This window comes from Pseudodesulfovibrio piezophilus C1TLV30 (genome assembly GCF_000341895.1).
Classification (GTDB): domain Bacteria; phylum Desulfobacterota; class Desulfovibrionia; order Desulfovibrionales; family Desulfovibrionaceae; genus Pseudodesulfovibrio; species Pseudodesulfovibrio piezophilus.
Genome location: NC_020409.1, coordinates 3,620,025 through 3,646,098 on the forward strand (window position 1 = coordinate 3,620,025; position 26,074 = coordinate 3,646,098).

Consider the following 26,074-nt stretch of genomic DNA (forward strand, 5'->3'; position numbering starts at 1 on the left):
TGTAATTCAAGGAGTCTCCGATGACCACTGATTTTTCCTCCCTGGATCCGAGAATAATTACTCGGGGCAGGGAGTTTTTTAATTCTATCTCCGGCGAATCTCCTTCTGTTTTTAATAAGGGGTGGTGGACCGGCAAGGTGATGGATTGGGCTATGAAAAATGAAGATTTCAAGGTCCAGATGTTCAGATTTGTTGATGTCCTCCCATACTTGAACACATCAGAATCGCTTTCTCGCCATATAGAAGAATATTTCGCAACCGAGGATTCCAATATTCCGGATGTCTTGAAGTGGGGAGCGACAAAAACAAAAATCGGTGGTGGGTTGGTTGCCAAGGTCCTGAACAAGACAATCCGATCCAATATTGAGTCCATGGCGAGGCAGTTCATAATCGGTCAGGTTTCCAAGGAAGCAGTCAAAGGGATCAAGAAACTTCGTAAGGATGGTTTTACATTTGTTCTTGATCTCCTTGGAGAAGCAACGGTGAGTGAAAAGGAATCAGCAGCGTACCTGGATGGTTATCTGGAAGTGCTGACAGCGATTCAAAGCGAAGTGCACAAGTGGAAGCCCCTTGAAGTTTCTTCTGGGGATCTTGACTGGGGGCATGCTCCCAAAGTGAATGTCGCAGTCAAGCCTTCCGCTTTTTACTCTCAGTCCAAACCGGTTGATATGGAAGGAACGGCTGAGGGCATGTTGGAGCGTATCGAGCCTGTTTATCGCAAGGTTATGGAAATGGGCGGTTTCATGTGCATTGACATGGAGTCTCTCAAGTACAAGGAAGCCACTGTTGAATTGTACAAGCGACTTCGCACCAAGTATCCGGAATATCCGCATCTCGGGATTGTTTTTCAAGCGTATCTCAAGAGTGTCGATAACGATGTACGCGATCTGCTCAATTGGTCGCGCGAAAAGAACCTGCCCGCTTCCATTCGTTTGGTCAAAGGGGCTTACTGGGACTACGAAACCGTCATGGCCAAGCAGAACGGTTGGGAAGTGCCGGTCTGGACGCATAAACCTGAGTCAGACATGGCTTATGAGCGCGTCGCCCGGATGATTCTTGAAAACAGTGATATTTGTCATTTTGCCTGTGCATCCCATAATATCAGGACTATTTCGGCCGTTTTGGAGATGGCGACAGCCATGGGCGTTCCAGAGGAAAAATACGAATTTCAAGTGCTCTATGGCATGGCTGAACCGGTTCGCAAGGGTTTGAAAAATGTTGCCAAACGAGTGCGTCTCTATTGTCCCTATGGTGATTTATTACCCGGAATGGCATATCTTGTCCGTCGATTGTTGGAAAATACGGCAAATGAATCATTCTTGAAACAGACTTTTGCCGATGAAGCAGACATGGATCGCCTGCTTGAAAATCCCGAGGTCACACTGCGGCGCCAGCTTGAAGGTAAATGCATCGTTCCGGAAGCCAATGAAGGGTTGGCGCGTTTTCAGAATTATCCCATAGTTGATTTCACAATTGCAGAAGAGCGAGCAGCTTACCCTGAGGCTATAGCCCGGTTACGGAGTTCGCTTGGCAAAAAAATACCACTTTATATCAATGGGAAGGATGTAGAGACTTCAGACATGCTCGATTCCTACAACCCGGCCAATCCGGAAGAAGTTATCGGGTCTGTGTGCCAGGCTGGAGTTGGAGAAGTTGATGATGCAGTTGAAGCGGCTTCAAAGGCATATCTGACATGGCGTGATGTTTCTCCTGCCGAGCGTGCAGAGGTCCTATTGAAGGCTGCCCAGTATCTCAAGGATAATATACATGACCTTTGCGCTGTACAGATTCTCGAGGTCGGGAAGCAATGGGAGCAGGCTCAGGCTGACATTGGGGAAGCCATCGATTTCATGGAATACTATGCCCGTGAAATGATCCGACTCGGTAAACCCCGTCGAATGGGACATGCTCCGGGTGAAATGAGTCATCTTTTTTATCAGGGCAAGGGAGTCGCTGCCGTCATCGCGCCCTGGAATTTTCCTCTGGCCATATCCGTGGGCATGGTTTCCGCTGCGATTGTGTCGGGGTGTCCTGTTGTCTATAAACCAGCAGGGATATCATCGTGTGTCGGACATGGGCTTGTCAAAATGTGGAAGGCCGCCGGTTTGCCTGATGGTGTTTTCAACTATTGTCCGGGACGGGGGGCTGTAGTGGGGGATCATCTGGTGGATCACCCGGATGTTGCGGTTATTGCATTCACCGGTTCCATGGAGGTGGGGCTGCGAATACAGGAGCGTGCTGCCAAGGTGCAACCAGGGCAACAACAATGCAAAAAGGTGATCGCGGAAATGGGCGGCAAGAATGCCACTATTATTGATGATGATGCTGATCTTGATGAAGCGGTTCTGGGAGTACTCTATTCCGCATTCGGCTTCCAGGGACAAAAGTGTTCGGCATGTTCACGAGTGATTGTCCTTGATGCCATTTATGATCGTTTTGTCGAACGCCTGACAGAGGCCGCCAAATCCGTCAAGCTTGGTCCGGCTGAGAATCCTGCTAACTACATGGGACCTGTTGTTGATAGAGCTGCTCAGGAAAATGTGTTGCGCTATGTCAAGATAGCTGAAGAGGAAGGGCAGTTGCTCGTCAAATTGGAGGCATCAGCAGATCTCAGGGCCACAGGAGGATGCTATGTGCCACTGACTATTGTTGAAAAGATCGCCAAAGATCATCGAATTGCTCAAGAAGAAGTTTTTGGTCCCATTCTGGCTGTCATGCGTGCCGGGGATATGGATGAGGCTTTGGATATTGCCAATTCAACGCGGTTTGCTTTGACTGGAGCCATCTACACTCGGAGTCCGGCACATTTGGAGCGGGCAGCCAATGAATTCCGTGTTGGGAATCTTTACCTGAATAAACCGTCAGTCGGTGCCATGGTCGAACGCCATGCCTTTGGTGGATTTAAAATGTCTGGTGTCGGTTCGAAGTCCGGTGGGCCGGATTACCTGCTTCAGTTTCTTGATCCTCGCCTGGTGTGTGAAAACACCATCCGACGGGGATTTGCTCCGATTGAAGAAGGCGATGACTGGTTGAGTTGACCCTTTCTGATTTGAATGAAAAGTCCCCGGTTCGCAGGCTGCGAGCCGGGGACTTTTGTTGAGTCTGTGATAATTCAGTGCAGGCACTGGCTTTTCAAGAAAATAAGCACGTCCTACCAGACCCAATGACACAATGTATTATTGCAAAAACGGGAGGTTAAAGTGTCATGGTCATTTCATGCCACTTGACTCCGCCATGGGTGGAAGCGGAGAGCCCTGCATCCTTGAAACCATGGCGTACATAATATGCAATGAGCGCCTCTTTGCATAAGAGGAGTACTTTGGATTTTCCAAGCTCCTTGGCCTGGGCAATAAAACTGGCGAGCAGAAGGCTCCCTATGCCGCGTTTTCTGTACTTCGGTAAAACCGAAAGGGAAAAGATGACGATATTGCAGCCCTCGGGATCATGCCCGATTAGCTGCTTGAATTCTTCGTCTGAAATATCATCCTTGCTGGTGGAACCACTATTGATCTGTCCGATAACCTTTCCGGCACATTCAGCAACGAAAAAACCTTCAGGATAGGTGGTGATTCGTGCTTCCAGTGAGGTTGTCAATGCTGCCTCACAGGGAGGGAAAGATTGGGATTCAATAGTGTGACATGCTGTCAGGTCGTCTGGTTCCACCATTCTTACAGTGAATTCGCTCATTGTGGTGTTCCTGTTGTGTTGGTTTAATCCAATGAGGTGGTTGCAAGGGCTTCTTCAAGGTCTTCCCATGTGCTGTAAGCAGTTTCCAATTCTCTTTCAAGCTCTTCAAGGCGACCTTGATCTGTCGCCATTTCTTCAGACGAATGTTTAAAATAGTCCGGGGAAGACATTTTGTCTTGAATCGACTGAATATCCTGCTCCAGTGATTCAATCCTTGCGGGCATTTTCTTGAGTTGATCCCGTTTTTTCTCCAACTCATATTTTTCTTTGTAACTGAGTTTTTTGGGTCTTTGGTCTGGCTCTTTTCTTTCTTCCATCAGAGGCTTGCATGTTCGAGAAGATGGAGACGGCTTGTCTGGGCGTTGCCGGAGCCAATCATCATACCCCCCGACATATTCTGCGGCATGTCCATTTCCCTCGAAAGCAATGGTCGACGTGACCACATTATTGAGAAAAGCCCTGTCATGGCTGACGAGGAGAAGAGTGCCCGGATAATCCATGAGAAGCTCCTCAAGCAAATCGAGAGTCTCAACGTCTAGGTCGTTGGTCGGTTCATCCATGACAAGAACATTAGATGGTCTGGTAAAAAGGCGAGCCAGCAGGAGCCTGTTTCGTTCGCCCCCTGAAAGGACAGAGACGGGGACTTTTGCTCGGTCTGGGGTGAAAAGGAAATCCTTGAGGTGACTCATGACATGTCGTCGATGCCCATTGATATCCACAAAATCGTTGCCGTCTGCAATATTGTGCCGTGCGGATTTTGTCTCATCCAGCTGTTCGCGAAGTTGATCGAAATAGCTGATCTGGAGATTGACTCCCTGTCTGATGGAACCGGAATGAGGAGTTATGGACCCGAGAAGAATATTGAGCAGTGTCGTTTTCCCAACTCCATTCGGTCCGATCAGGCCGACTTTGTCACCACGCATGATTGAGGCGGAAAAATTATCTATCAGTATTTTATCTTCATATCCGAAGCAAATATGACTGGCTTCTACAACCAGTTTTCCTGTTCGCTCCGCATCCTGAATGACCATTTTGACTGATCCGGTTCTCTCTCGACGGGCTGTGTGCTCCTCTCGCATTTTGATCAGGTCTCTGACTCGTCCCATGTTTCGAGTCCGACGAGCTTTGATACCTTGTCGAATCCATGTTTCCTCTTCCGCCAGTTTGCGATCGAAATTATGATTTTGCTTTGCCTCGGCTTCAAGGTCGGCCTCTTTACGTTTGAGGTAGGTTGCGTAGTCACAATCCCAATTGAAGAGGCGGCTTCGGTCCAACTCGATAATACGCGTGGCTATACGTTTCAGAAAGGCCCGGTCATGGGTCACGAAGAGAAGGGCTGCATTTTGTCTAAGCAGAAAATCTTCGAGCCAAGTAATTGATTCGATATCAAGATGATTGGTGGGTTCATCAAGGATCAACAAGTCTGGGTTACTGACAAGTGCCCGAGCGAGTAAGGTGCGCCTTTTGGTTCCGCCGGAAAGGGAATCAAAAATTTCTTCACCGTCAAGTTTCAGATGGGAGAGGACAGTTTCGATGGTCTGGTGGTGCGGCCATCCTCCTGATTCTTCCAGTGCGTGTTGTGCCTTTTCCATTTGAGTCAAGAGGGCTTCGTGATCGCCCTTTTCCAAAGAAAGCGAGCGAGCGGCAGAGTGATAGGTGCTTAAATTTTTGCCAATTTCTCCCAGGCCTTGGGCTGTGACATCATAAACTGTTCCGCCGAGGTCATGAGGAACTTCCTGAGGTAAAAGAGCCACACGAGCACCTCGTGCATAGTCCACGCTGCCGCCATCAGGAGAGACTGAACCGTCTATGATGCCGAGGAGAGTTGATTTTCCTTCACCATTGCGGCCCAGTAAGCAGGCTCTTTCCCCTGGTTCGATCTGCATGGAAACGCTATCCAGCAGGAGAGTGCCGGTGAAATTAATGGAGATATCGCGCAGGCTGACTACGGCCATGGTATTCCTCAAAAAAAGAGGGCTGAAGGATCAGCCCTCTGAAAAGTTATCTGGTGTTCGTTGCTACTTGCAGGCGTTCTGAAAAGTCTTGAGACGCTCGGCATAAGGAGGATGACCGAAAAATGCAGAGCCGGAAACCAGGACATCGACGCCTGCTTCCGTTAACTCTCTGGCATTTTCAGCCGTTACTCCACCATCGATCTGGATAAGAGTGTCGGCTCCAGCTTCTGTGATCATTCCTTTGAGTTCCTTGACCTTGTCCAGGCAGAAAGGAATGAACTTTTGCCCTCCAAATCCGGGATTCACAGACATGATCAGAACCATGTAAAGTTGTGGAAGCAGGTAGCGGATACTTTCAAGAGAGGTATGTGGATTGAGTGCGACAGCCGGTTTGGCACCGGTTTCAGCTATTTGGGTGCATACACGCTCTAGGTGGGTACACGCTTCCGCATGGACGCAGATGAGATCGGCTCCCGCTTCGGTAAAACTTTCGACATACCGGCCAGGATCATTGACCATGAGGTGACAGTCGAAGAAGAGATTCGACTTGGCCCGCATGGCTTTGATGATGGGTGGCCCGAAAGTGATGTTAGGGACGAACATACCGTCCATGATGTCGAGATGGACCCATTCGAGTCCTGCCTTTTCCAAGGCCTTCAACTCGGATTCCATATTAGCGAAGTCCGAGGAGAGCATGGAAGGAGAAAGTATCATGCTTGAAACTCCGATTAAGAGAATTGATTGCTGGAAAGTATGTATCCGAGACCGCTTCGGTAAGCAAGAGTTGGCTTGTTATAAGTCGAATACCGACGAACTCTTTGGAAAGGAGGGCGCGTGTGACTTTTTTAAGAGCCTTGTTATTTCCAAAGATATAGAGCGGATGTGTCTCTAATACCCAGATGCATGAGAAAAGACCCCGCCATCAAAAAGAGATGCGGGGTCTTCCTATTATTCTTAATTTCGCTTGGTGCCTATGAGCTTTTCGGCCATAAGGCCCAGAACACTGCCGAGGACAATGGATGAGAGTAAGAGTATAATCCAGGCCGTAGGATCATGTTCCGTTGTCAAAATCGCCAAAGGGGCACCTGTCAGCAGAGCGAGGGTTATGCCTGAAAGCCAACTGTTCATTGGTAATCGCGCAAATGTTATGATGATACCCAGTGCCTGCCAGTGTACCATGGTCGAGATAGTCGTTTGCCATGAGAGTCCCTGGATTGCCATAGGAATGACATCAATAATTCCGGCTGCTGTTCCAAGCAGGAGTGCCTTGACGAGTTTCTCCATATATCTTCGAAAGTGTGCTTACTTGTTCATTTTGAAGTCAACTTTAACCTTGAACATCTTGTCTGCGGGGAGATTCAGAATCTTGACTCCGGTTTTTTCGGTGATGCCATTAAGGATGGATTCGACCGCGTCCATATTCGGTGCGATGAGGGCGAACCAGATGTTGAATTCGTTTTCGCGCAAGTAGTTGTGCGTCACGCCATCATGTTGGTTGACCTCAGCAATGAACTCTTCAATTTTTTCCTGAGGAACCGAAGCTGCGCACAAGGTCGATTGCCAGCCCAATGTTTTGGACGTGAAATTGGCTCCCATGCGTCGAATAATGCCTGCCTCTTTTAAATCTCTGACTCGTTTCAGGACATCTTCCTCAGATAGTCCAACCTGTTTCCCCACCTCTTCATAGGGGCGAGAAGCAAGGGGAAAATGGGACTGGATGATGTCGAGTATCTGCTTATCGTAATTATCCATATTACTTCTTTGGCTTTTTTTTCGGTGTATAGGAACAGAGAGGCTCTTCTTTAAGGTAGTGTCCTTTCATGGTTTGCGCACGAGCGCGGCACCCGCCACAGACTTTTTCATATTCACAGTAACCGCATTTTCCATCATACACATCGGGGTTGCGTAAGTTCTTGAATTGCTGGGATTGTTTCCAGATGTCCGGGAAAGGCGTTTCCCGGACATTTCCACAGTCCAGTTCCAGATACCCACAAGGTTGTACCTGGCCTCTGTGTGAAATGAAGCAAAAACCGACGCCGCCGAGACAGCCTCGGCTAACCGCGTCCAGCCCGAAATTCTGAAAGTCCACGGGGGTTCCGTCTTCCTTGGCCCTTTGCCGGAGAATCCGGTGATAATGCGGTGCACATGTTGCTTTGAGTTGCATGTTGGTGGTCTTGCGAAAATCATAGAACCAGTTGAGGACTTCTTCATATTGTCCCGCAGTAATGACCTCGGTTCCGAGTTCGACCGCTCTTCCTGTGGGAACCAGGAGGAATATATGCCAAGCGGAAGCACCGAGATCTTCGCATAAATTGAAGATATTTTTGAAGAGATGCAGATTGTTTTTGGTTACAGTCGTGTTGATCTGAAACTCGATACCTGCGTCCTTCAAATATTGAATTCCGCGCATGGAAGCATCAAATGCGCCAAGTTCACCCCGAAATTCATCGTGTTGCACTGCTTCAGGGGCGTCGATTGAGATCGAGCATCGTTCAATCCCGGCGGCTTTCATTTTTTGGGCAGTCTCCGGTGTGATCAATGTTCCATTGGGAGCCATGACACAGCGCAGTCCCTTGGTTTTGGCATACTCGATCAGCTCGTATACATCATGACGCATCATGGGTTCGCCGCCGGTGAAGATGATGATCGGGTTGCCTACATCTGGAAATGTATCGATCAATGCTTTTGCTTCCTTGGTGGAAAGCTCCCCGTCGTATGGTTCCGGGTGCGCCTCGGCCCGGCAGTGTTTGCAGGCCAGATTGCAGGACCGGGTGACTTCCCAGGCAACAAGTCTGCATATGGGAGTTGTTCCGTCGTCCAGAAATCGTTTGGGTGCGGATTCTGCGCCAGGGTGCGTCTTACCATGTGGATGACTACCGGGATGGCCTCCGGGATGTCCCTCTGGAGGGCAGCCACCGGAATGACCGTCGCCAGGATGTCCTTTGTGTTCACTCATGATTATCTTTTCAGCGTCTTCAAGACGTCTTCGGTAAAATAGGTAAGAATAAGATCGGCTCCAGCGCGTTTGAAAGCAACAAGAGCTTCCATAACCACGCCTTCTTCATCGATCCAACCATTTTGGGCTGCGGCCTTGATCATGGAATATTCACCACTGACCTGATAGGCCGCGACTGGGGTGTCAAAGTTGTCACGGACCTGCCTGAGGATATCCAGGTACGGCATACCGGGTTTGACCATGAGAATATCCGCGCCTTCTTCAAGGTCTGCTACGGCTTCACGCATGGCTTCTCTGCTATTGGGCGGGTCCATCTGATATGTCTTGCGGTCGCCGAACTGGGGTGAGGATTCAGCTGCTTCGCGAAAAGGTCCATAGAAGGATGATGCATATTTCACCGCGTAAGACATGATTGGGGTATTGATAAAGCCAGCATCATCCAGAGCGGCACGTATTGCTGCCACACGGCCATCCATCATGTCGGATGGAGCGACGATGTCTGCCCCGGCCCGAGCCTGGGCCACAGCCGTTTTGGCCAGAAGATTCAATGTGGGATCATTAACGACATAGTCATTTTTGACAATGCCGCAATGGCCATGAGATGTATACTCACACAGGCACGTATCTGCACAGACGACAAGTTCCGGCCAGGTATCCTTGAGCATACGGATGGCTTTTTGAACAATCCCGGCATCGTCGTATGCTTGTGAACCCACTGCATCCTTTTCTGCTGGTATGCCAAAAAGAATGCAGGATTTTAAGCCGTTTTCTACGGCTTCTCCGACTTTCTTCTTCAGCTGTTCGAGTGACAACTGATATTGACCGGGCATAGATGATATTTCTTTCATGAAAGAAACGTCATCTGTTTCGGCAACAAAGTAAGGCATGATCAAATCATTGGCGGTGATCTCATTTTCGCGGACAAGCTGACGCAGGGTCAGGCTGTTGCGAAGTCTGCGACCACGGAAAAAATCAGTAGGAATCATGGTTGCTCCATTCAAGAGATTTACTGTGAAGTCATCTGTACCTGTTTTTGCGAATCTCGCCAATCAAGTGCATGATTTTTCATTCCGGCACAAAAAAGGCCGCTCAGGGGCAGCGACGAGGAGTTCGTCATACCTGGCGGCATGGACCAAAAGAGTGGAAAGGCGGCCGGGAAGCTTCAGGTGAAGCTCCTCGGCCGCCGTGCATTTCTTTTACAGCTTTTCGCCGCTGATCTCTTCGTCTGTAAGATAACAGGCAGGGTCCTGCGCCCAGAAGTCGTCGTAGACAGCTTCTGCGCGAGCACGGAAATTACCGCCACAAATGTTCAGGAAGCGACATGTTGCACATCGTCCGCCGACATGTGGTCGTTTATCTTTGAGCTTCTGGAGAAGTTCGATTTTGGGGTCAGTCCAGATTTCGGAGAACGGACGCTCTAGTACATTACCGAAAGTGATGTGCCGCATGAACTGGTCAGCATGGACCTTGCCATCCCAGGAAATGCAACCGATGCCACGCCCGGAGGAGTTGCCCTCGTTCATTTTGAGCAGTTCGAGGACTTCTGCAGCGCGTTTGGGATCTTCCTTGAGCAATCTGTGATAAACGTGAGGACCGTCAGCATGGTTATCAACAGTCAGGACTTCTTTGGGAATGCCTTTGTCAAACAGTGCGCGTGTACGGTCCATGATCACATCAACGACTTCACGGGTTTCCTGGTGGTTCAGATCCTCTTTCATAAGATCGGAACCTCGGCCGGAGTAGACGAGATGGTAGAAACAGATGCGCGGGATTTCCATCGTTTCAATCAGATTAAAGAGGTGAGGAACTTCAACGGCATTGCGCTTGTTTATGGTGAAACGCAAACCGACTTTGAGCCCCTCGGCCATACAGTTTTCCACGCCCTTGAGGGCCTGTTTGTATGAGCCTTTGACTCCACGGAATTTGTCATGGACCTCTTCGGCCCCATCCAAAGAAATTCCGACGTAGGAAAGGCCGACCTCTTTGAGTTCTCTGGCCTTGGCTTTGGTAATGAGCGTGCCATTGGTGGAAATGACGGCGCGCATACCTTTGGAGGTCGCGTATTTGGCCAAGTCTACCAGGTCTTCACGAACTAGGGGTTCGCCACCGGAGAAAAGCATGACGGGTGCGCCAAATTGCGCAAGATCATCAATGATTTCTTTTGCTTTCTCGTTCGAAATCGGGTCTTTTTGGCTGCTTGGATCGACCGCATGTGCGTAACAATGAACACACTTGAGGTTGCAGCGTTGGGTCATGTTCCAGACAACGACCGGTTTTTTGTCTTTGGCGAACTGCAGAAGATGGGAAGGCAGTTGGCCTGATTCGCGGTTGTAACGAAGAGCGTCTGAAGGCTCGACAGCACCGCAGTAAAGTTTGGAAATGCCTATCATGTGGTTTAAACCTCTCTTATGAAGTGAAGGTTTCAGGTAGCATACAAAAGTGCAGGTGAAAAGACGAAATGAGGACCCGTAAAAGGTCCTCATTCTTTTTCTTCAGCAAACGATAGTAGTAGTTATCAAAAAGTCAAGGTGAATGGAGATTATTCTGCCAGTCTAATCTCAACGCGTCGATTCTTTTTCAAATCGGCAGCAGTTTTTCCTGTGGTCAAGGGACGTGATTGACCATAGCCCACAGCTTGCATGGTTTCCGGTGCTATATTCCATTTTGAGACAAGATATTCTTTGACTGCCTGGGCACGTTTTTTGGAAAGATTCAGGTTGTACAGTTCTGAACCAGTGGCATCAGTATGTCCTGCAATGATAATTGATTTACCTGTCAGTTCCGGAGATGTCATGGCTTGGCCTACTGAATCGAGCAGAGTATATGATTCCTGATCAATAATTGCGTTGTCGAATTTGAAATGGATGTCCAGATTCACACCTTTTACCTGGGGGCGCTGGGAGGGAACTTCTTTGGCCGAGGGCTGTTTGGCAGTGGTCTCGGGAGGGAGGTCCGTTTCTATTTTTTGCTGATCTGTAGAAGTTTTCAGTGGGGCAGGAGCAAGAGGTTCTGCCGTCAGATTGGCTTTGACTTCCTGAACATTGGCAGCAAACGGATAGTTGGAATCAGGAGTGGGCAACCAGCCTTTGAGCGGCAGTGCCATGTCTTTTGCTATGGCACGTATGATTTTATTGAACGGACCTTCTGACATGCGGTATGCCTGCTGGAAAACTATGTAGTCTTCGGTTTCTCGTTTGGCGATTCTTCCTGACTGTATCATGTCCCAGAGGAGTTCCCCACTCTCGGTCGAGTATATTTTTATGGCGATGGTTATGGCTGTATCATCCAAAGTGTGCCCCGCATAGAAATAAGGGACATACCCGAGAACAAGCAGGTCGGCTCCTCGAAAACGCGCTTGTGCCAGAGCTTCTTGCATTCCTTTGTTCAGAGTGTCGTGCCGCAGCTCTTGAGTGGGGAATAGACGTTCTTCAGTCCAGGCATAATGAAAAATTTCGGCAAAGGTATTTGCGAGGTGTCTATAGTCACTGTTTGGCTGTTGGATGATAAAAGGTGGAATATAGGCTGTGAGTGGTCGGTACTCTTTCCCCTTTGGGTGGATAGAAACCTGAAGTGACGATTTCCTGACAGGCACATCGTGGTATATGGTTGGTGGTTCCGAAAGGGAAGCATCGATGTGTCCACATGCTGCGAGTATAGATAACAGGCCTAGAAGTAGTATCTTTTTCATAACGTCCACCGGATTGATGTTGCAATGATTCCGAGGAGTGCGCCACTGTACTGACACTCCGAAGAGAATGAACATGAAAAGCAATATATGTGCCGCAGAGCTACTGAAGTCTTTCGGTGGGGGAGGGCGCAGACTCAATGGATTCGAGAAGTTGTTCTTTGGATTCAAGCAATCCCTGGCGCAGGAGTATTTTTTTCCCGGTTGAAAGCTTGCGAAATTCAGGCCTGTCTGCCAAGTCGCTCAGGCGATCCATTTCATTGAGTATGTTTCGGATCAGAGTTTGAATGTCCTTGCCTCGCGGGCTGAGTTGCGAGGCAAGGACTGCGAGTTCACGAATTTCATGTGCCATTTTCTTGAAGTTCCGGGGCTGTATCTGACGTGCCAGTTGACGCTGTGCGCGAAAGCTCTCGACCTTATCCCTGAACCATCCCATACCTATGCTCCCTAAATTAACAGTCCGGAACTGTTTGCTGAATAAAAGCCAGCAATCATGGCTAGTAGGATAGGAATAAGGGTAATAGGAATGATTTTCGAGTAGGATGAACTGTGTACCTGTTTAAGCCCCACAACCGTCAGGGCAAGACGCAGGATGACGGTGATACACATCCACCCTAACTGGATATTCATGGTCGGCATAGGGAAAAGCCCCAGAATAACCGGTGTGTTGGAGTAGGCCAAGACGCGGAATGTCCCTTCGAAACCTTGCCGATCCTCTTGGGTCAGCTTCAAGAGAAGATGGTATAATCCGGCCATGAGAAATTGACCGGCAGTAACGACAGCAGGCATGAGAAGCAGGATAGTAAGCATTGCTGTTGATGACACTTCATTGGTCAATGAATTATTGTTTCCCGTGAGTGGAGAAAGTCCTCCAAGTCCCCAAAGAAATTGGAATAATTCCTGAATCATTGGGAGTAAGATGGCAAAAGCCAGAGGTTTGGAAAGCCCTCCGCCGACCGGCATGACTGAAAAAAAGAGTTTTGGAGATGTCAGAATCAGTTTGATGGTCAGGAACAAGCCAGGAAAAAAACCATAGCGATCCAATTGCTCAAAAGGAGGCGGGACCAAAATGGAGTTGTGTTCTTCCTCTTCAGATTTCAATGATTCCTGCATCGGATCTGGGAAATCTTCATTGAATTCACCTGTCCATCCGGGAACAGGCTCTTGATTTTTTTGTTGATATGATTTTTCGCGCGGTTCTTCTGTGTGATTTTGTTCCCGCGAGGTCTCTGGGGGGCGCATACTGTCAAGCTTCTCCCACAGTCCTTCCTCTGTTTTTTCGCCTGGGGCTGTGAGGGAAGGAAGGTCGGACTCTTCTTCCATTTTACGCTTTTTATCCGAGTTTTTCGGTGTTGGAGAGACTGTCTCGGCTTGATCCGATGGAATCTCTTCATGTGTCGTTTGCGCGGGAGGGGTGGTAGGGAGAGTAGAAGTCTCCTCCTGTTCTTCAATGACGAAATCATCCTCAGGGATGTCCCGAAATTGAAATTTGGTCCGGCACTTGGGGCATGTCGCCATAGCAGAACGTGCCGGAATCTTCGTTTCGTCAACTTCTCTGCCAAATTGGCATTCAGGGCAAATTATTTCCATCGTCATTCCTCGAAAGACGTTGCGGTCAGTATCGTGTGCTCGTAGCTATTTTGTACGGAAGAATCAAGTTTGGTGCAAATATGGTCAAATGCTATACGGGATTCTCTTCAAGCAGCATGACTTGGAGAGTCCCTGCAATGAAAGAGGCTTCAGCGAAGTGAGAGCGTTTCAGGCTTGGGTATTCATTATTGAGGATGTGATGTATACGGTCGCCACCGGCTTTGTCAAAGCGTTCCAGCTTTGCAGTCAATTCTTTGGTCCCTTTTCGAAGGCGGCTGAAATGTACAATAGGCGCGTCAACAGCCAGGGCCGTTCGTCCTGTTATGCCATGGAGACGCTCATGCACAGGGCGATCAAATGTGATCCCCGGGAGATTTTTGAAAAGGCGTAATTGCAGGTCCGGCCATAACCCGAATCCGATCTTGCTGTTCTCTGAGTCCGGGTACAATGTCATGCGGGGAAAGTAGCATGCTTCCAGGCGTTTAATGAGCAGAAGGGCAGTGAAAAGTGCCCAAGTGTCTTCACTGAACATTTCATCGCCGTCCAGGTAAAGAATCCATTCACCGTCACATTTTTCCAGCATCAGGTTACGTTGATCTGCAAAATCCTCCAGGGGATGGGCAAAGTGTCTGATGTTAGCCTCGCATCGAAATTCTTTTGCTGGTACTTCGTGACTGTCCCAAATGACCACTATTTCTTTAATCCAATCCGGGAATTGTGCGAAAAAAGTCTCTAAATCCGGCTCCTCCGGGTGGAGAATTACTCCAACACTCAGGTCTGGAGCCTGCACAGCGACATGGCTCAGGTAGGAACTGTTGATCGCCTGATGTGGTCGGGCGCTGATAAAAAGACGTTGGAGTGATTGAAATTTGTTTTTCGTCTTTTCGTCAAGATCCGGGTTCAGGGCTGTATGAGCGTTTTTTGTAGTTATACCAATCGTAAAAAGTAAATAGAGGAGAGCCCAGGGGGAGGTGTCGCATGCAACAGCCTTCCGCGTGCTTGAATGCCATTCTGGATTATTCTTCAGGAAATCCCGAGCAGTGGTCAACCCCGTTTCACAAACAATAAGATTCATTTCTTGGGGGAGAGCCTCTGCAAGAGCCAAGGCGTGGGAACCGGAACCAAGTCCAAACAGGATAAGAGTGCATGCGCCACTTTTTGCGTGAAGATTGACGGTCCTTTGGATAAAGGTCTCCATTTCGTCTTGTTTCTTCGATAGCTTTTCATTGTGAATCGCCTCTGGTTTCTTGAAGTCGAAGGTCAGGACCGAATGTGTATATTCTTGTATCAAGCTGATGCTCATGATGTGATTCCTTTGAGAGTCAGGAGTTCTGTGTAAATGGTTTCAAGCTGTGCGGCAATGTCCTGCATTCGATAGAGCTGCGCTGCTTTCGATTGTCCGTTCTGTCCCATGCGTTTCGCTTCTTCCGGGTGAGTCAGCAGATATTTGACGGCTCCAACATAGTCCTCGAGAGTTCGTGCAACCAGTCCGGTGACACCATGTTCAACCAGTTCAAGCTGTGCATTGTCCTTAAGTCCTTCACAGGGATGTGTGACCACAGGTAATCCACAAGCCATGGCCTCAGCTATGACGAGGCCAAAGGATTCTCCAGTATCATTGGCATGGGCCAGCAATGAAAGTTCATTCATGAAGTCAGCGACTTCTGCATCTGTATGAACCGGATCATGGAAGACAACATTCTGATCAAGCCTATGCGTATTTACATAATCGTATGCTTCGGGAATTCCGCCTATAATATGGTACTGGAAGTTGGGAATATCTTGAACCAGGCGAGGAAGGATTTCCAGTGCGAGCGAAGACCATTTCCCCGGATCTGCTCGGGATATTCTTCCTGCGATAGGGAGAGAAAAATCTTTGTTCTTGAGAGCATGTTTGGCCAGAAAATCGGTATCAACCGGGTTGTAAAGAAATGAATATCGAGGAGGACAGGCATTGATACCATGGACGTGGGCAAAACGATCAAGGCAAAACTTCGAAACAAAAAGAGTCCTGTCAAGAATAAGCGCTGCGGGGCTGGGGTCATGATGCCCAAAAACATTTGTCTCGACCACAACGGGTATTTTTGCCAGTTTCATGGGGGTCAACTGTCCTGGTTCGGGCCAGCCAGCGCGATGAATATGGACAATATGCGGCTGAAATGAATGCAGGAGCTTCAGGATATCCCCACCTATGTGGGTTGTAATTCCCTGTGCCCTGAGTTGTGTGCCAACTTCCCCATTTCCTGCGGCATATACTACAGGATTGAACCGCTGGCGGTCCAGGTTTGCAACGAGCAGTCGCATAACTTTTTCCGTACCGCCAAGGTTCAGGGATTTGACAACATGGAGGACTCGAATCCGTGAATCAGACATGGTGGAAAGGTGCCATATGCAGTGGGGCTTGTAAATATGGCAGGTGCTTGGAACCCAAAAGAAAATCGGCCCCAGAGGGCCGATTTTGATTAACCGTTGTTATTGCTGTATGCGTTGGCAGCCCTGAATTTGGCAGCGTTGAAAGCTGATCGGAGTTTGGCTGGTTCTTCGTTTTGGGGCGGTGTTGGTTGTTCTCCAGTTGTTGGCTTCGGCTGAGTCTGAGTTTTCTGTGGTGCCGACGGCTGAGCGGGGGAAGCCGATTGGGGCATAATCGGAGGGGCTACCGGGACAGAAGGAGCCATTGGCTCCGTCCCTTTTGCCGAGATTTGCCGCGAATCACCAGGAGCTGCCTTTCCTTCTTCCGTAGGCACAATCTGGACATAGGCGGAACGAATTCCGTCTAGGATCTTGATGACATCATCAATCATTTTTTTGTCCAGGCGAATGTTCGCCTTGAGGAGCTGCGAGGTGCAGAACATGTAGAGTTGAGCAAGGCGAGGCGTTATTTCTCCACCTTTTTCCTTATTCAGACTTTCCGACAGCTCATGAATAATCGCCATGGCCTTGGAAATATATATTCCTTTTTTGGCGAAATCCTTGTTGTCAATTTCAAGCTTGGCGCGTTTGAGGAACTTGATCGCGGCGTCATAGAGCATGATCAAGAGTTCGCCTTGCGTGGTCGTTTCGACCTGGGTTGCAAGATAGGCCCGTGCAGGGTTGGCCATTCAGTCTTCCTCCTGTCTTTGCTACTCGAGCTGAGCCAGCGAGCTTTCAAGCTGGCCTTGTTGCAGTTCGTACTGGCCGAGTAAGGCGTCCAGTCGAGCATACTTCAGCTTCATGTTGCGTTCCAACTTTTCGATTCGTGTGGTCTCGTATTCGATTTTCGAATCGATGTTGTCCATGATGTCCTTATAGTTGTCCTGCAATACTGCAAGAGGGCCACCTTCGTACGTGAATTCATTGTACGGTTTGGTGAGTGCTGTCAATTCATCGACCAATTCACCAGCCTTACCCATTTTGACAGAAACTGTGCCATCATATGTCCCCGCGCCTGTGTTGTCGAGGCGGATGGCCATACCCAGCGAATCTCCGGTTGTTCCCGTTATTTCCCATCCCGAGATGGAAGCAGGCTCTCCATTGATCGTTGCGCTTGTTATTTCGTTTCCATCACTGATGATTGAGACATCGTAGATACCTGGCTTGGTTGTTCCTTCAATAAGCGAGGTAAATGTATAGTCCGGCGATTGACTCTCTCCGATATTGTTCGCTGCGAACAGTTCGGCGATGGCATCCGGGTCACTCTGCAAGACTTCATCAAAGAGCTCGTCATCAAGTTTGAGCAGGCCATATGTGGTGGACCCTTCTTCTGCATCGGTCAAAATGCCGAATTGCGATAGGGCAGAATAGTGATCTCCTCTCAAAGTTTCTTGATCCCATGGAACAAAGCCAAGACCAAGGTCTGCGGTAATGTTCTTTAACTTTTGGGAAATCATGTCAATTCCATAGTTTCCGGTAAGGATGGAACCTTCTCCGTCTTCATCGACATCGGTAATTGCCTGAATTTGCGCTCGGACAACGTTCACCTGATCAATGAATTTGATTACGTTGTTTTTAATTTCGGCAGTGTCAGTGACTATATTGACCTGAACATTTGTTCCGGGGTCCGCTTGGTTCAGGTTCAGTGTGATTCCCTCGATAATATCATTGATGCTGTTGCTGGATCGTTCGATCCAACCTCCTCCGGCTGAGGGGAATCCATTGACCCTGATTTGTGAGTTTTGAGCATTTTGGGTTTCATGGAAATCAGATGCACTAAAAATGATATCCCCGGCATTGGATATGACAAGTTGGTTATCACCACCTTGGTCCAAACCATTTATCTGGAGATGGTAAACAGAGCCGTCAAAGATTGTCGATGCGCGAACAAGATCCTTGGAGTCTGCATGATTGTTGATGATATTAACAAATCCTTCGAGTGTCGTTCCTGCTGAAATATTGCTGATGGTGACGGTTTCACCTGCATAGGAAAAACTGAATGAAGTGTTGGAGTCTGTGATGGTCGCGCTGAGGTCGCTGACGCCGGAATTGGTGATGTGAACATCATTAGTGGCGAGTTGCCCTATTTCAATTGTGTGGGATGCTTCCTGAGCTGAACTATCAGCCGTAGCCGTCAAGAGGGTCGAGTTTGTGCTGTTGACAGTTTTGGCCATGAACTCATTGATAGTATCAATACTTTGGAGGGCGGTCTTGAGACTGAGCATCTGCGTATTCAGGGACTTGAATTCCTCGCTTTTGATTTCCCAGCTTGCCTTCCAGTTTTCCAGTCGGTCGACGCGAACCATCTCGGCATCGACCAGACCATCAATAAGTTGGTTGAAGTCGGTCCCGTTTCCGAGGCCGGTAAAGTTGATTGAACCGGAGCTGTAAGTATCGTCTGCCATGGCGTTATTCCTACGTGGAAGTTTTTTCCCTACACATTGGGTCACCATTAATCTGCAAACCTAATGCCACCCTGGCCCAAGCCAATAAAAGGGCCGGACTCTGCATGAGAGCCCGGCCGGAAGTGCGCAACAATGCGACTCGTATCAAGACTAACCGATAAGGGACAGAGCCATTCTCGGCAAGGAGTTGGCCTGAGACAGCATGGAAACCGCTGCCTGAGTCTTGATCTGGTTTCGGACGAACTCGGTCATCTCGGAGGCGACATCAACATCAGAGATTCGAGATTCGGCAGCCTGGACGTTTTCGGCCTGGATTTCCAGAACTGTAACGGTGTTTTCCAGCCTGTTTTGCAAGGCTCCGAGGTTTGCGCGAATCTTATCCTTGGAGATAATCGCGTTACTCAGAACATCCAGGGATTGCTGGGCAAGAGCCTGGGTTGAAATTGAGGCTCCGGCACCAGTTCCGGCACCCAATCCAACGCCAAGAGCCGAAGCGGTCGAGGTGTCGATCTGGATGTAGTAGTAATCTTCCGAAGAGTCATTACCGGTACCAAAGTGAACCTTCAACTGACCGGATGCCTTCAGTCCTGCACCGGAGTGGGTGGAGGAGGACAGGTTTCCGTTCAGCAGGTAAATGCCGTTGAAGTCGGTCGAGTTGGCGATACGGGTAATTTCCGAAGCCATTGCCTGATACTCTGAGTCGATGATCAGGCGCTGATCGGAGTTATAGGTACCCGTGGAGGCCTGCATGGCCAATTCCTTCATACGGATCAGCTTTTCATCGATAACGCCGAGGGCGCCGTCAGCTGTCTGAATAAGGGAGATGGCATCGTTTGCGTTACGAATACCCTGATTGAGGGACGTAATGTCGGCGCGCATCAACTCTCGGACAGCCAGACCAGCAGCATCATCCGAGGATTGGGTAATACGCATTCCCGAAGACAGGCGACGGGTTGACGTTTCCAAAGCTCCAAACGAACTTCCCAAGTTGCGGGCTGCGTTCATTGCCATCAAGTTGTTGTTAATAACCAGAGCCATAATTTCCTCCTTGAAATTGTTTCGGCTTCCATGCCTGAGATTTTCCACCCGAAATATCTTTACCGGGCAAATCTCTCGCTTGTTGATTTACTCATCGTCTTCTCTGAAGAAAACTTTAGGTCTTGTGAACGATTTTTTATATTCATGAAATAAAAGGGGGATACGTCGCATTAAACTTAAGAATAGAAAGAGAAGAGCCGGTCAGATCAGTACTTTTACGCATGATCAGGCCGGCTCCTTTCTTGATTTGAGGGTAAAAGAGAGTTGCTTATAGTCTCGCAGGTTGGCTTAGAAAAGTATTTCGCATGTGAGAACAGAGCTTCTTCAGACGTATCTCATAGGTGTGCTCGGCATGAATTCGCTTCAAGGCAGCGTTTATAATGCGTTTGCGGGTGTGATGATCTTTTAGGGAGCGTTCTATGAGTGAAGGAATTTCATCCGGATCTCGATAAACGACAACTTCGGATTCAAGGTCGAAAAGGGATTCCATTTGGTCACGGTAGTCTGTCAGAACAAAAGCGCCACTCGCCGGGACATCGAAAACGCGTTGATTGACTGCTCCAATCATTTGTCGGCTGGTGCAATTGAAGTTGACTGTTGATTGCGGGTAAAATCGGGGTAAGTCTTCATAGTAGTCAATGCCGGGGAGATAGTGCCATCGCTTATCATCCTGAAACAGTGATAGCCAGCCCGTGTCTCCAACGACAAGGGGGTGATGGGGGAGTGTCTTTCGCACACATTTCAGGCGATATTGTCTGGTTGCTTCCCAAGTCAGGAGCGATTCCAGAGCAAGTTTGCTTTCCTGGGTTGGTTGCTTCTCAAGGAGTGCTGCCCAGGATGATGCATTCGTTTGAAGATATGTGGCGACATCGCAGGTGCCGGATTTTTCGAAATCAGCTGCAATTGTAGGAAATGTTGAAGCCCATGGTTCGGTGAGGTGCGATAGTTCGAGGCTTTTGGCGACTGCTTGCGTCATGGAATTTCCCACAAACGAGACATCGGATTGCCATGATTTGACATCGTACGAGAAATTCTTCTGGCTGAATCTTTGGGGATCAGTCGCTAACGGGAGGTAGTATGTGTTGGCGAATCCTTTGCGCCGTAATGGTTCGAGGTTGCCCGCATCATACGTGAAAATAGCGGTGTTATCGGTTCCGGGGTGGGTATAATGGTGTAGAATCAAATGAGGATTATCAACGAACCAGGATGCAAGCGGCAGGTGAAGTTCTTCTAAAAGAGCAGCAAGTTTTCCCTGTCGATCCAATCCGAAATGGTTAACCGTGAGCACGAAATCCGGCTTGAAATCGATGACTGCTTTGAGCAACTCTTCAATGAAAGCCTGTTCCCCCAAGCCTGTTGTATTAATTTTAAGCGCTCGATGCTCGATCTCAAGCCGTTGGAGAGACGTCTGGATTTCATTACAGAGAAAATATTGGGAATCGAAGAAAAGAATGCGTGGCGATGTTGCCTGGAATTTGGGATATTGCGCCTGTGTCCAAAAATCGTATTGAGCAGGAGATTTCAGGGATTCGATTAAAGTGCCGTAGAATTCTCTGTCGAGTCTTGGGTAGAGCGGGAGGACCACTGGAGCAAAGGGCATTCCTCCATTCTTGGTCTGCCATGCGAAGAGTTCTTCAAGTATCTTTTGGGGAGAGTTTTCGTTGAGCCAGAGAATATTCGGATTTTCCCCAAGATCCCTTTGAGATCCGGTTATACGGGAAATTTCATGTTCTCGATCAATGACTGCCACGAGCCTTTTCTGTTGGAGCAGCGTTGAGATGCCATGCCCTAATCCGGCTCCTATAAAGACGGGAAGGCTCTTCTTAGGAATCCTTGAGATCAGATCCAGTTCTTTCTGTTTGCCATATCGTCCCCAGAGGTGCCATGTCTTTCCATCTCGAATTATGCGGATGTCAACTGGCCCGTCGGCATCGGAGATGCTTTCGACAGTGTAAGGCAGAGTGTTTTTCATGGAAGTATATTATGGTATAGCGGCCACTTTCCGCAAGGAGGCTTCTTTCTCTATATATTATGTAATGGCAAGACCGCACCCATTTGAAGGGGCGCGGTCTTGTTGAGGTCTTTATTCGAGAGGGGGAGGGGGCAGCTTAATCTCCAAACAGCCCTTTGACAGCTTTCCCGATAGAGTCCGTTCCGCCAGTCACTCCTTCAACCGCGTTGTTAAGTTGTTTTTTCAACTCTTTTCCAACATTGCTGACTGTACCGGAGATGTCTCCTGTCATTTCCTTGAGAACTATGGAAAACGCTTCGGCCGGAGACGTTTTGCTTTCCTTGCCTATGTCTTTCAGATGAATGTCGGGAAGGTCAATTCCCATGCCGCCCTCTCCGAATATTTTCATGAGTGACCCACCAAGATTGATCGTGCCATTCTTGACAATAAAATTGTTGATTTGGATATTCTTTTCTGAGCCGGACTCATCGGATGCTTCAGTATTCTTGGTCGCTTTTTGGTCACTCGCAATAGCTTGGTTGATATTGTTCAGGATAGTCTGGAAATTGTCAGTCTTCCCTTTTTGTTCATAGCTGATGACTGGAGCATCAATATATATCTCATCAATAATAATGGTATCCGAAGTCAATGATCCCTTGTCCACCTTAACTCTGATCGTATCGCATTCAATCGCACTGGGCATGGTGAACCCTTTGGGGTTGCCAAGGAGGAATCCACTGAGGGAGCCTGAGCCAGAAAGGATTGATATGTCGGCAGAATCGAGTTTGACGGCTGTCTTGGTCATTGCCGGTCCATATTCTTCTGTCGCGGTTTTGATGAGTGTGCCGAGATTGAGCACTGCCAGAACGATGATGGCAATGATACCCAATATTATAGCTCCTCCACCAATAAAGATATATTTTTTCATGTAAGCTCCTTTTGAAAATTGATTCAACGAAATCGTAAATGAGTTATTGTATGAGCGCAACCGGCACTTTGTAAAAAAGTGGTTAGGAAAGATCTGGGAAAGGTGGACTTGAGAAGTGGATCATTTGGTTCGTGGGGATGGAAGCGAAACCTGTATCAAGCGATGGGCCTCGGGGTTGTGGTGGAGAGGGAGCACCGTCAAAGACGGTAGCTTCGAGATTCAGGCAGAACTCGCCTGCAAGGTCAGCCGCTTCATTCATCATTTGGGTAAGGGTCGTGCTTTTTTTCTTCCCTGTCACAGGATGGGAAAAGTCAATTTCTCCAGCTAGAAATGGCCCTTGCTCCAAGAGCTGCGGTGCATAAAATAGGGATATTATCTCTTTTAATACCGCTGGGCTATAGGGTTTGATCCCGTAGGTTGTTCGTGCGATCCATCCTGTGGTGGTCAGGGTCTGTAGGGTGCTGAAAATACTCCAAGCCGTGCCAAGCTGCTCCATGACATTCGCGGATGGCATTTTGGCCATGTCGGCAATCCCATGTACAGGAAGTCCTTTTGAAATCAGTTTGTTGCACTTTTTCAGTTGGTTTTTGATGCAATAGGTCGGGTGTTTGATTTTTTGAGGACATACGACCATGTCCATAAGTGATTCAAGAGCTCTATGGCGCTGCCTGGCTATGCTCTTGCTGGAAGGAGATTGATCGTAATAATTGCCTGTGAAGTACCAGACAAAGGGATGCATGATGGTATCGGCGAAGAGATGTGAGACCATACCGACCAGCACTGATATTGGGAGGGCGGTTGACTTGACCGACTGAATCTGTTGGAGCTGCATCGTGACTATGTGAAAGGTATCCTGACCATCGACTCCATGGAGTTGATGGGAAAGAGCCTCCAGGCGTTTCCCTCCGGGCATGACTGCATAAAAAAGGGCGTCATGAAATATGGAGCCGAGAAGCAGGCCATTGGGTTCCTGAGCGATGCAAGCAGCGTATTGAGAGTCTTCCAGCCTGGCTGCGGTGAGTTCCGCGATGGAAAAATGTATTAATTCTTTAGGCATGGCTCACTCCAGATTCTGTTTACAGTCTTGGAATCCTACTTGAGAATATTCATTGTGACTAGAGTGGAAAGTATGAAAAGGATTGATAATGACGAAATTTTTGATAAATGAGCAATACGATGTCGAGGAACCCGATGTCTCCAAGGCCTTTGGTCAAGGGGAAAAGCGGGCAGATTATGCGGACGCCTGGAAAGATACGGGGAATATAGTGCTTATCGGTCTCGCTGGTAGCGGCAAGAGAGCACTCTCTCTTTTGTTGAATCAAGAGATTGGATTGCCTGTTGTAGTTCCAGAAAATTCCGCCGAGGCAAAAAGGAGTCTCGACGGAACTCGACAGATTGTGGTGCTCGACGACGCTCTGGTGGAAGACCTTGCTATACAACCGTATATTCATGGGGCAGGAAAGGTTTTCTATCTCATGACTGATTCAAATACAGTCTCCGAGCGGTTGGCGATTGGCCGGAGCGGATGCGACAAGCAGGAGCTGTGGGAGAAATCTTCTGCCCGCTTGGCGCTTATGGAGCCGGTCTTTTACAGTGTCCTGCATTTTATTCTTCCGGCGGGAAATTCCCCGGAAGAGATCCTCGGTGATGCTTTGGAGAAGATTGCCTATTGAGATTTCAGGGCATTCTTATGACGGTCTATCTCCAGATCAAGAGACCTGAGAGTTATACGTATGTCCTGAAGCAGGAAAAGCAGGCTCGCAATAAGGCTGACCAAGGAACCTCCGAAGAGTATCTGGATCAGTATGTGTAATTTGATACTCAAAAGCAGGCTCGCATACAGGAGCAGGGTGACTCCCCCAACACAAACAATTGCCAGGATTGACAGGGCGATAGATGTGCGAAGCAGTGCGCACCGTTTCCTGAGCAAGGTTATCTGCGTCAGGAGGGACTGCTTGTCTGATTCCTTGGCGGTTCCCAGTTCGACCAGCAGTCGACGGATTATGTCCGTTGGTCTGGCAATGCGGTTGGTCATTGAAAGCAATAACAGGCCGATGCCCGAAATCAGGACAAAGGGTGCAATAGACGCTTGAAGTATTGTGACGAGGTGTGTTGTTTCCATGGCAGGTCTTTCTCCCTTTTGGACACGGGAGTCAAGGGTTAGATGACATGTCTCACGCTTTGCGTTACAGAGTGACCCGAGTTTGAAACGAAGACTATCGAAGGGAGTTTTATAGATGCCGGAGAAGAAGCTCAGGGTTGAATTCATGGCCATGACGCCGGATGCGCTTTCGCTTATCTACGCCGCTTTCAGGCAGTGTTATCATGCCGGATTTGTCGCTGACATGTGGCCCAAGCTGCTTTCGGGCGAAATTGATCCGCAAGTGCAGGCTGATTTTGTCAGCAAGACCATGGAATCCGGACATGATAGCCCTATAGAACATGTTTCCATGACATTTGCAGTTGAAGGGATATCTCGGGCATGTTCGCATCAGATCGTGCGTCATCGCATCGCTTCATATTCACAGCAGAGTCAGCGCTATGTTGCCGAAAACGATATGGAATTCATAGTGCCGCCAGCCATTGCCAAGATTCCAGAAGCAAAGGAGCGTTTTGAGCGCTTTATGGCGGAAGTGCAATCCGCCTATGGTGATCTGAGGCAGATACTTATTGATAATGGACGAAAATCCAAGGCCAATGAGGATGCGAGGTTTGTTTTGCCGCAAGCAGCGGAGACCAAGATTGTGATAACCATGAATTGTCGTTCGCTGAATCATTTTTTCAATTTACGGTGTTGTCAGAGAGCACAGTGGGAAGTTCGCGACCTGGCTGACGCACTCCTTAAAGTTTGCAAAGAAAAGCTTCCCGCCATCTTTGCCAATGGTGGGGCTCGCTGCCAACAGCTTGGTTATTGCCCGGAATCGCCAAAATTTGCCTGCGGGAAGTACCCGACTCGAGAAAAAAACTGATTTTTTCTTTTCACCAGAGCTGAAATTTCTTCTTCGGCTGGAAGCCGCGAAACGCTTGGCAAAAAACTGTCAAGCGTTTTTTTGCCGTCTTTTCAGCCTGTTCTCGGTGTTCATAACGATTATTGAGATGGGAGGCCTTGTGAATCAAGGAGATAGAGGCATTGGCGGGGTTCTGCTAAAATAGATATTTTGAGTTAAGAATGACTCTTGTTTAAAATATACTTATAAAAACAGTATGTTGTAAGAGATATATATTTTGTGAGAAAATATATGCCAGTCGGCTTCTGGTAGAGAAAATTATTTTTCAAAAAGAAAATAACCATGAAAATGAGTAAATCGGCGATATGGTGTTTTTATACTGTTGAAAAAGTATTTAACAGGTGTTTAAAAATAAGCTTTCTAGAAATACTCAAGGGCGGGAAAACCCTTGTAACACCTCTGTTTCATCGGATGCGGGCCGGGAAGTGCCTTGTTTCGGGTGTTTCTGATTTTAGTAAATAA

General features: G+C 48.4%; 23 protein-coding genes. 3 read left to right on the forward strand and 20 right to left on the reverse strand.

Features of this window, described 5'->3' with window-relative positions; translation table 11 throughout:
* Positions 1–20: 20 nt before the first annotated feature.
* Positions 21–3,038, forward strand: coding sequence for a proline dehydrogenase family protein (locus tag BN4_RS16795; RefSeq protein ID WP_015416613.1), 3,018 nt, complete (start codon positions 21–23; stop codon positions 3,036–3,038).
* A gap of 157 nt (positions 3,039–3,195) precedes the next feature.
* On the opposite strand, the gene BN4_RS16800 is transcribed toward BN4_RS16795, so the two are convergent.
* The 19 genes from BN4_RS16800 to BN4_RS16895 form a co-directional block, all read right to left on the reverse strand.
* A complete protein-coding gene (locus BN4_RS16800) occupies positions 3,196–3,687 on the reverse strand; it encodes a GNAT family N-acetyltransferase (protein WP_015416614.1) in 492 nt (163 codons plus the stop codon).
* 23 nt (positions 3,688–3,710) lie between these two features.
* Entirely contained in the window at positions 3,711–5,642 is a 1,932-nt protein-coding gene (locus BN4_RS16805) for an ATP-binding cassette domain-containing protein (RefSeq protein ID WP_015416615.1), read from the reverse strand.
* Positions 5,643–5,705: 63 nt separating this feature from the next.
* Positions 5,706–6,356: a ribulose-phosphate 3-epimerase gene (gene rpe, locus BN4_RS16810; RefSeq protein ID WP_015416616.1), complete on the reverse strand. Its 651-nt coding sequence runs from the start codon at positions 6,354–6,356 to the stop codon at positions 5,706–5,708.
* A 240-nt stretch (positions 6,357–6,596) separates the two neighbouring features.
* Entirely contained in the window at positions 6,597–6,926 is a 330-nt protein-coding gene (locus BN4_RS16820; RefSeq protein ID WP_015416617.1) for a hypothetical protein, read from the reverse strand.
* 18 nt (positions 6,927–6,944) lie between these two features.
* Positions 6,945–7,394 carry a siroheme decarboxylase subunit alpha gene (gene ahbA / locus BN4_RS16825; RefSeq protein WP_015416618.1) on the reverse strand — a complete coding sequence of 150 codons (450 nt, stop codon included), beginning with the start codon at positions 7,392–7,394 and terminating at the stop codon, positions 6,945–6,947.
* Between the two features lies 1 nt (position 7,395).
* Complete coding sequence (gene ahbD, locus BN4_RS16830) at positions 7,396–8,598, reverse strand: heme b synthase (RefSeq protein ID WP_015416619.1); 1,203 nt, start codon at positions 8,596–8,598, stop codon at positions 7,396–7,398.
* Between the two features lie 2 nt (positions 8,599–8,600).
* Positions 8,601–9,584: a porphobilinogen synthase gene (gene hemB / locus BN4_RS16835; protein ID WP_015416620.1), complete on the reverse strand. Its 984-nt coding sequence runs from the start codon at positions 9,582–9,584 to the stop codon at positions 8,601–8,603.
* A gap of 210 nt (positions 9,585–9,794) precedes the next feature.
* Positions 9,795–10,988 carry a 12,18-didecarboxysiroheme deacetylase gene (gene ahbC / locus BN4_RS16840; protein ID WP_015416621.1) on the reverse strand — a complete coding sequence of 398 codons (1,194 nt, stop codon included), beginning with the start codon at positions 10,986–10,988 and terminating at the stop codon, positions 9,795–9,797.
* Between the two features lie 149 nt (positions 10,989–11,137).
* Positions 11,138–12,286 carry an OmpA family protein gene (locus BN4_RS16845; RefSeq protein ID WP_015416622.1) on the reverse strand — a complete coding sequence of 383 codons (1,149 nt, stop codon included), beginning with the start codon at positions 12,284–12,286 and terminating at the stop codon, positions 11,138–11,140.
* Between the two features lie 100 nt (positions 12,287–12,386).
* A complete protein-coding gene (locus BN4_RS16850; protein WP_015416623.1) occupies positions 12,387–12,719 on the reverse strand; it encodes a hypothetical protein in 333 nt (110 codons plus the stop codon).
* 11 nt (positions 12,720–12,730) lie between these two features.
* Positions 12,731–13,873: a YIP1 family protein gene (locus tag BN4_RS16855; RefSeq protein ID WP_015416624.1), complete on the reverse strand. Its 1,143-nt coding sequence runs from the start codon at positions 13,871–13,873 to the stop codon at positions 12,731–12,733.
* Between the two features lie 91 nt (positions 13,874–13,964).
* Positions 13,965–15,176: a glycosyltransferase family protein gene (locus tag BN4_RS16860; protein ID WP_015416625.1), complete on the reverse strand. Its 1,212-nt coding sequence runs from the start codon at positions 15,174–15,176 to the stop codon at positions 13,965–13,967.
* A complete protein-coding gene (locus BN4_RS16865; RefSeq protein WP_015416626.1) occupies positions 15,173–16,246 on the reverse strand; it encodes a glycosyltransferase family 4 protein in 1,074 nt (357 codons plus the stop codon). Before BN4_RS16865 ends, BN4_RS16860 begins: the two co-directional genes overlap by 4 nt.
* An 89-nt stretch (positions 16,247–16,335) precedes the next feature.
* Positions 16,336–16,971, reverse strand: coding sequence for a flagellar export chaperone FliS (gene fliS, locus BN4_RS16870; protein WP_015416627.1), 636 nt, complete (start codon positions 16,969–16,971; stop codon positions 16,336–16,338).
* Positions 16,972–16,992: 21 nt separating this feature from the next.
* On the reverse strand, positions 16,993–18,687 hold the full coding sequence (fliD, locus tag BN4_RS16875) for a flagellar filament capping protein FliD (RefSeq protein ID WP_015416628.1): 1,695 nt from the start codon (positions 18,685–18,687) through the stop codon (positions 16,993–16,995).
* Positions 18,688–18,837: 150 nt separating this feature from the next.
* Positions 18,838–19,725 carry a flagellin N-terminal helical domain-containing protein gene (locus BN4_RS16880; RefSeq protein WP_015416629.1) on the reverse strand — a complete coding sequence of 296 codons (888 nt, stop codon included), beginning with the start codon at positions 19,723–19,725 and terminating at the stop codon, positions 18,838–18,840.
* Positions 19,726–19,993: 268 nt separating this feature from the next.
* Positions 19,994–21,697: a CgeB family protein gene (locus BN4_RS16885; protein ID WP_015416630.1), complete on the reverse strand. Its 1,704-nt coding sequence runs from the start codon at positions 21,695–21,697 to the stop codon at positions 19,994–19,996.
* Between the two features lie 136 nt (positions 21,698–21,833).
* Positions 21,834–22,604: a hypothetical protein gene (locus BN4_RS16890; RefSeq protein WP_015416631.1), complete on the reverse strand. Its 771-nt coding sequence runs from the start codon at positions 22,602–22,604 to the stop codon at positions 21,834–21,836.
* Positions 22,605–22,686: 82 nt separating this feature from the next.
* Complete coding sequence (locus BN4_RS16895) at positions 22,687–23,661, reverse strand: zinc dependent phospholipase C family protein (RefSeq protein ID WP_015416632.1); 975 nt, start codon at positions 23,659–23,661, stop codon at positions 22,687–22,689.
* 88 nt (positions 23,662–23,749) lie between these two features.
* Between BN4_RS16895 and BN4_RS16900 the strand changes: the two genes are divergently transcribed.
* Positions 23,750–24,277 carry a nucleoside/nucleotide kinase family protein gene (locus BN4_RS16900; protein WP_015416633.1) on the forward strand — a complete coding sequence of 176 codons (528 nt, stop codon included), beginning with the start codon at positions 23,750–23,752 and terminating at the stop codon, positions 24,275–24,277.
* Here BN4_RS16900 and BN4_RS16905 read toward each other — a convergent pair.
* Positions 24,271–24,726, reverse strand: coding sequence for a DUF2721 domain-containing protein (locus tag BN4_RS16905; RefSeq protein WP_015416634.1), 456 nt, complete (start codon positions 24,724–24,726; stop codon positions 24,271–24,273). The genes BN4_RS16900 and BN4_RS16905 overlap by 7 nt on opposite strands.
* Positions 24,727–24,841: 115 nt before the next feature.
* Between BN4_RS16905 and thyX the strand changes: the two genes are divergently transcribed.
* Positions 24,842–25,573 carry an FAD-dependent thymidylate synthase gene (gene thyX, locus BN4_RS16910; RefSeq protein WP_015416635.1) on the forward strand — a complete coding sequence of 244 codons (732 nt, stop codon included), beginning with the start codon at positions 24,842–24,844 and terminating at the stop codon, positions 25,571–25,573.
* Positions 25,574–26,074: the final 501 nt, after the last annotated feature.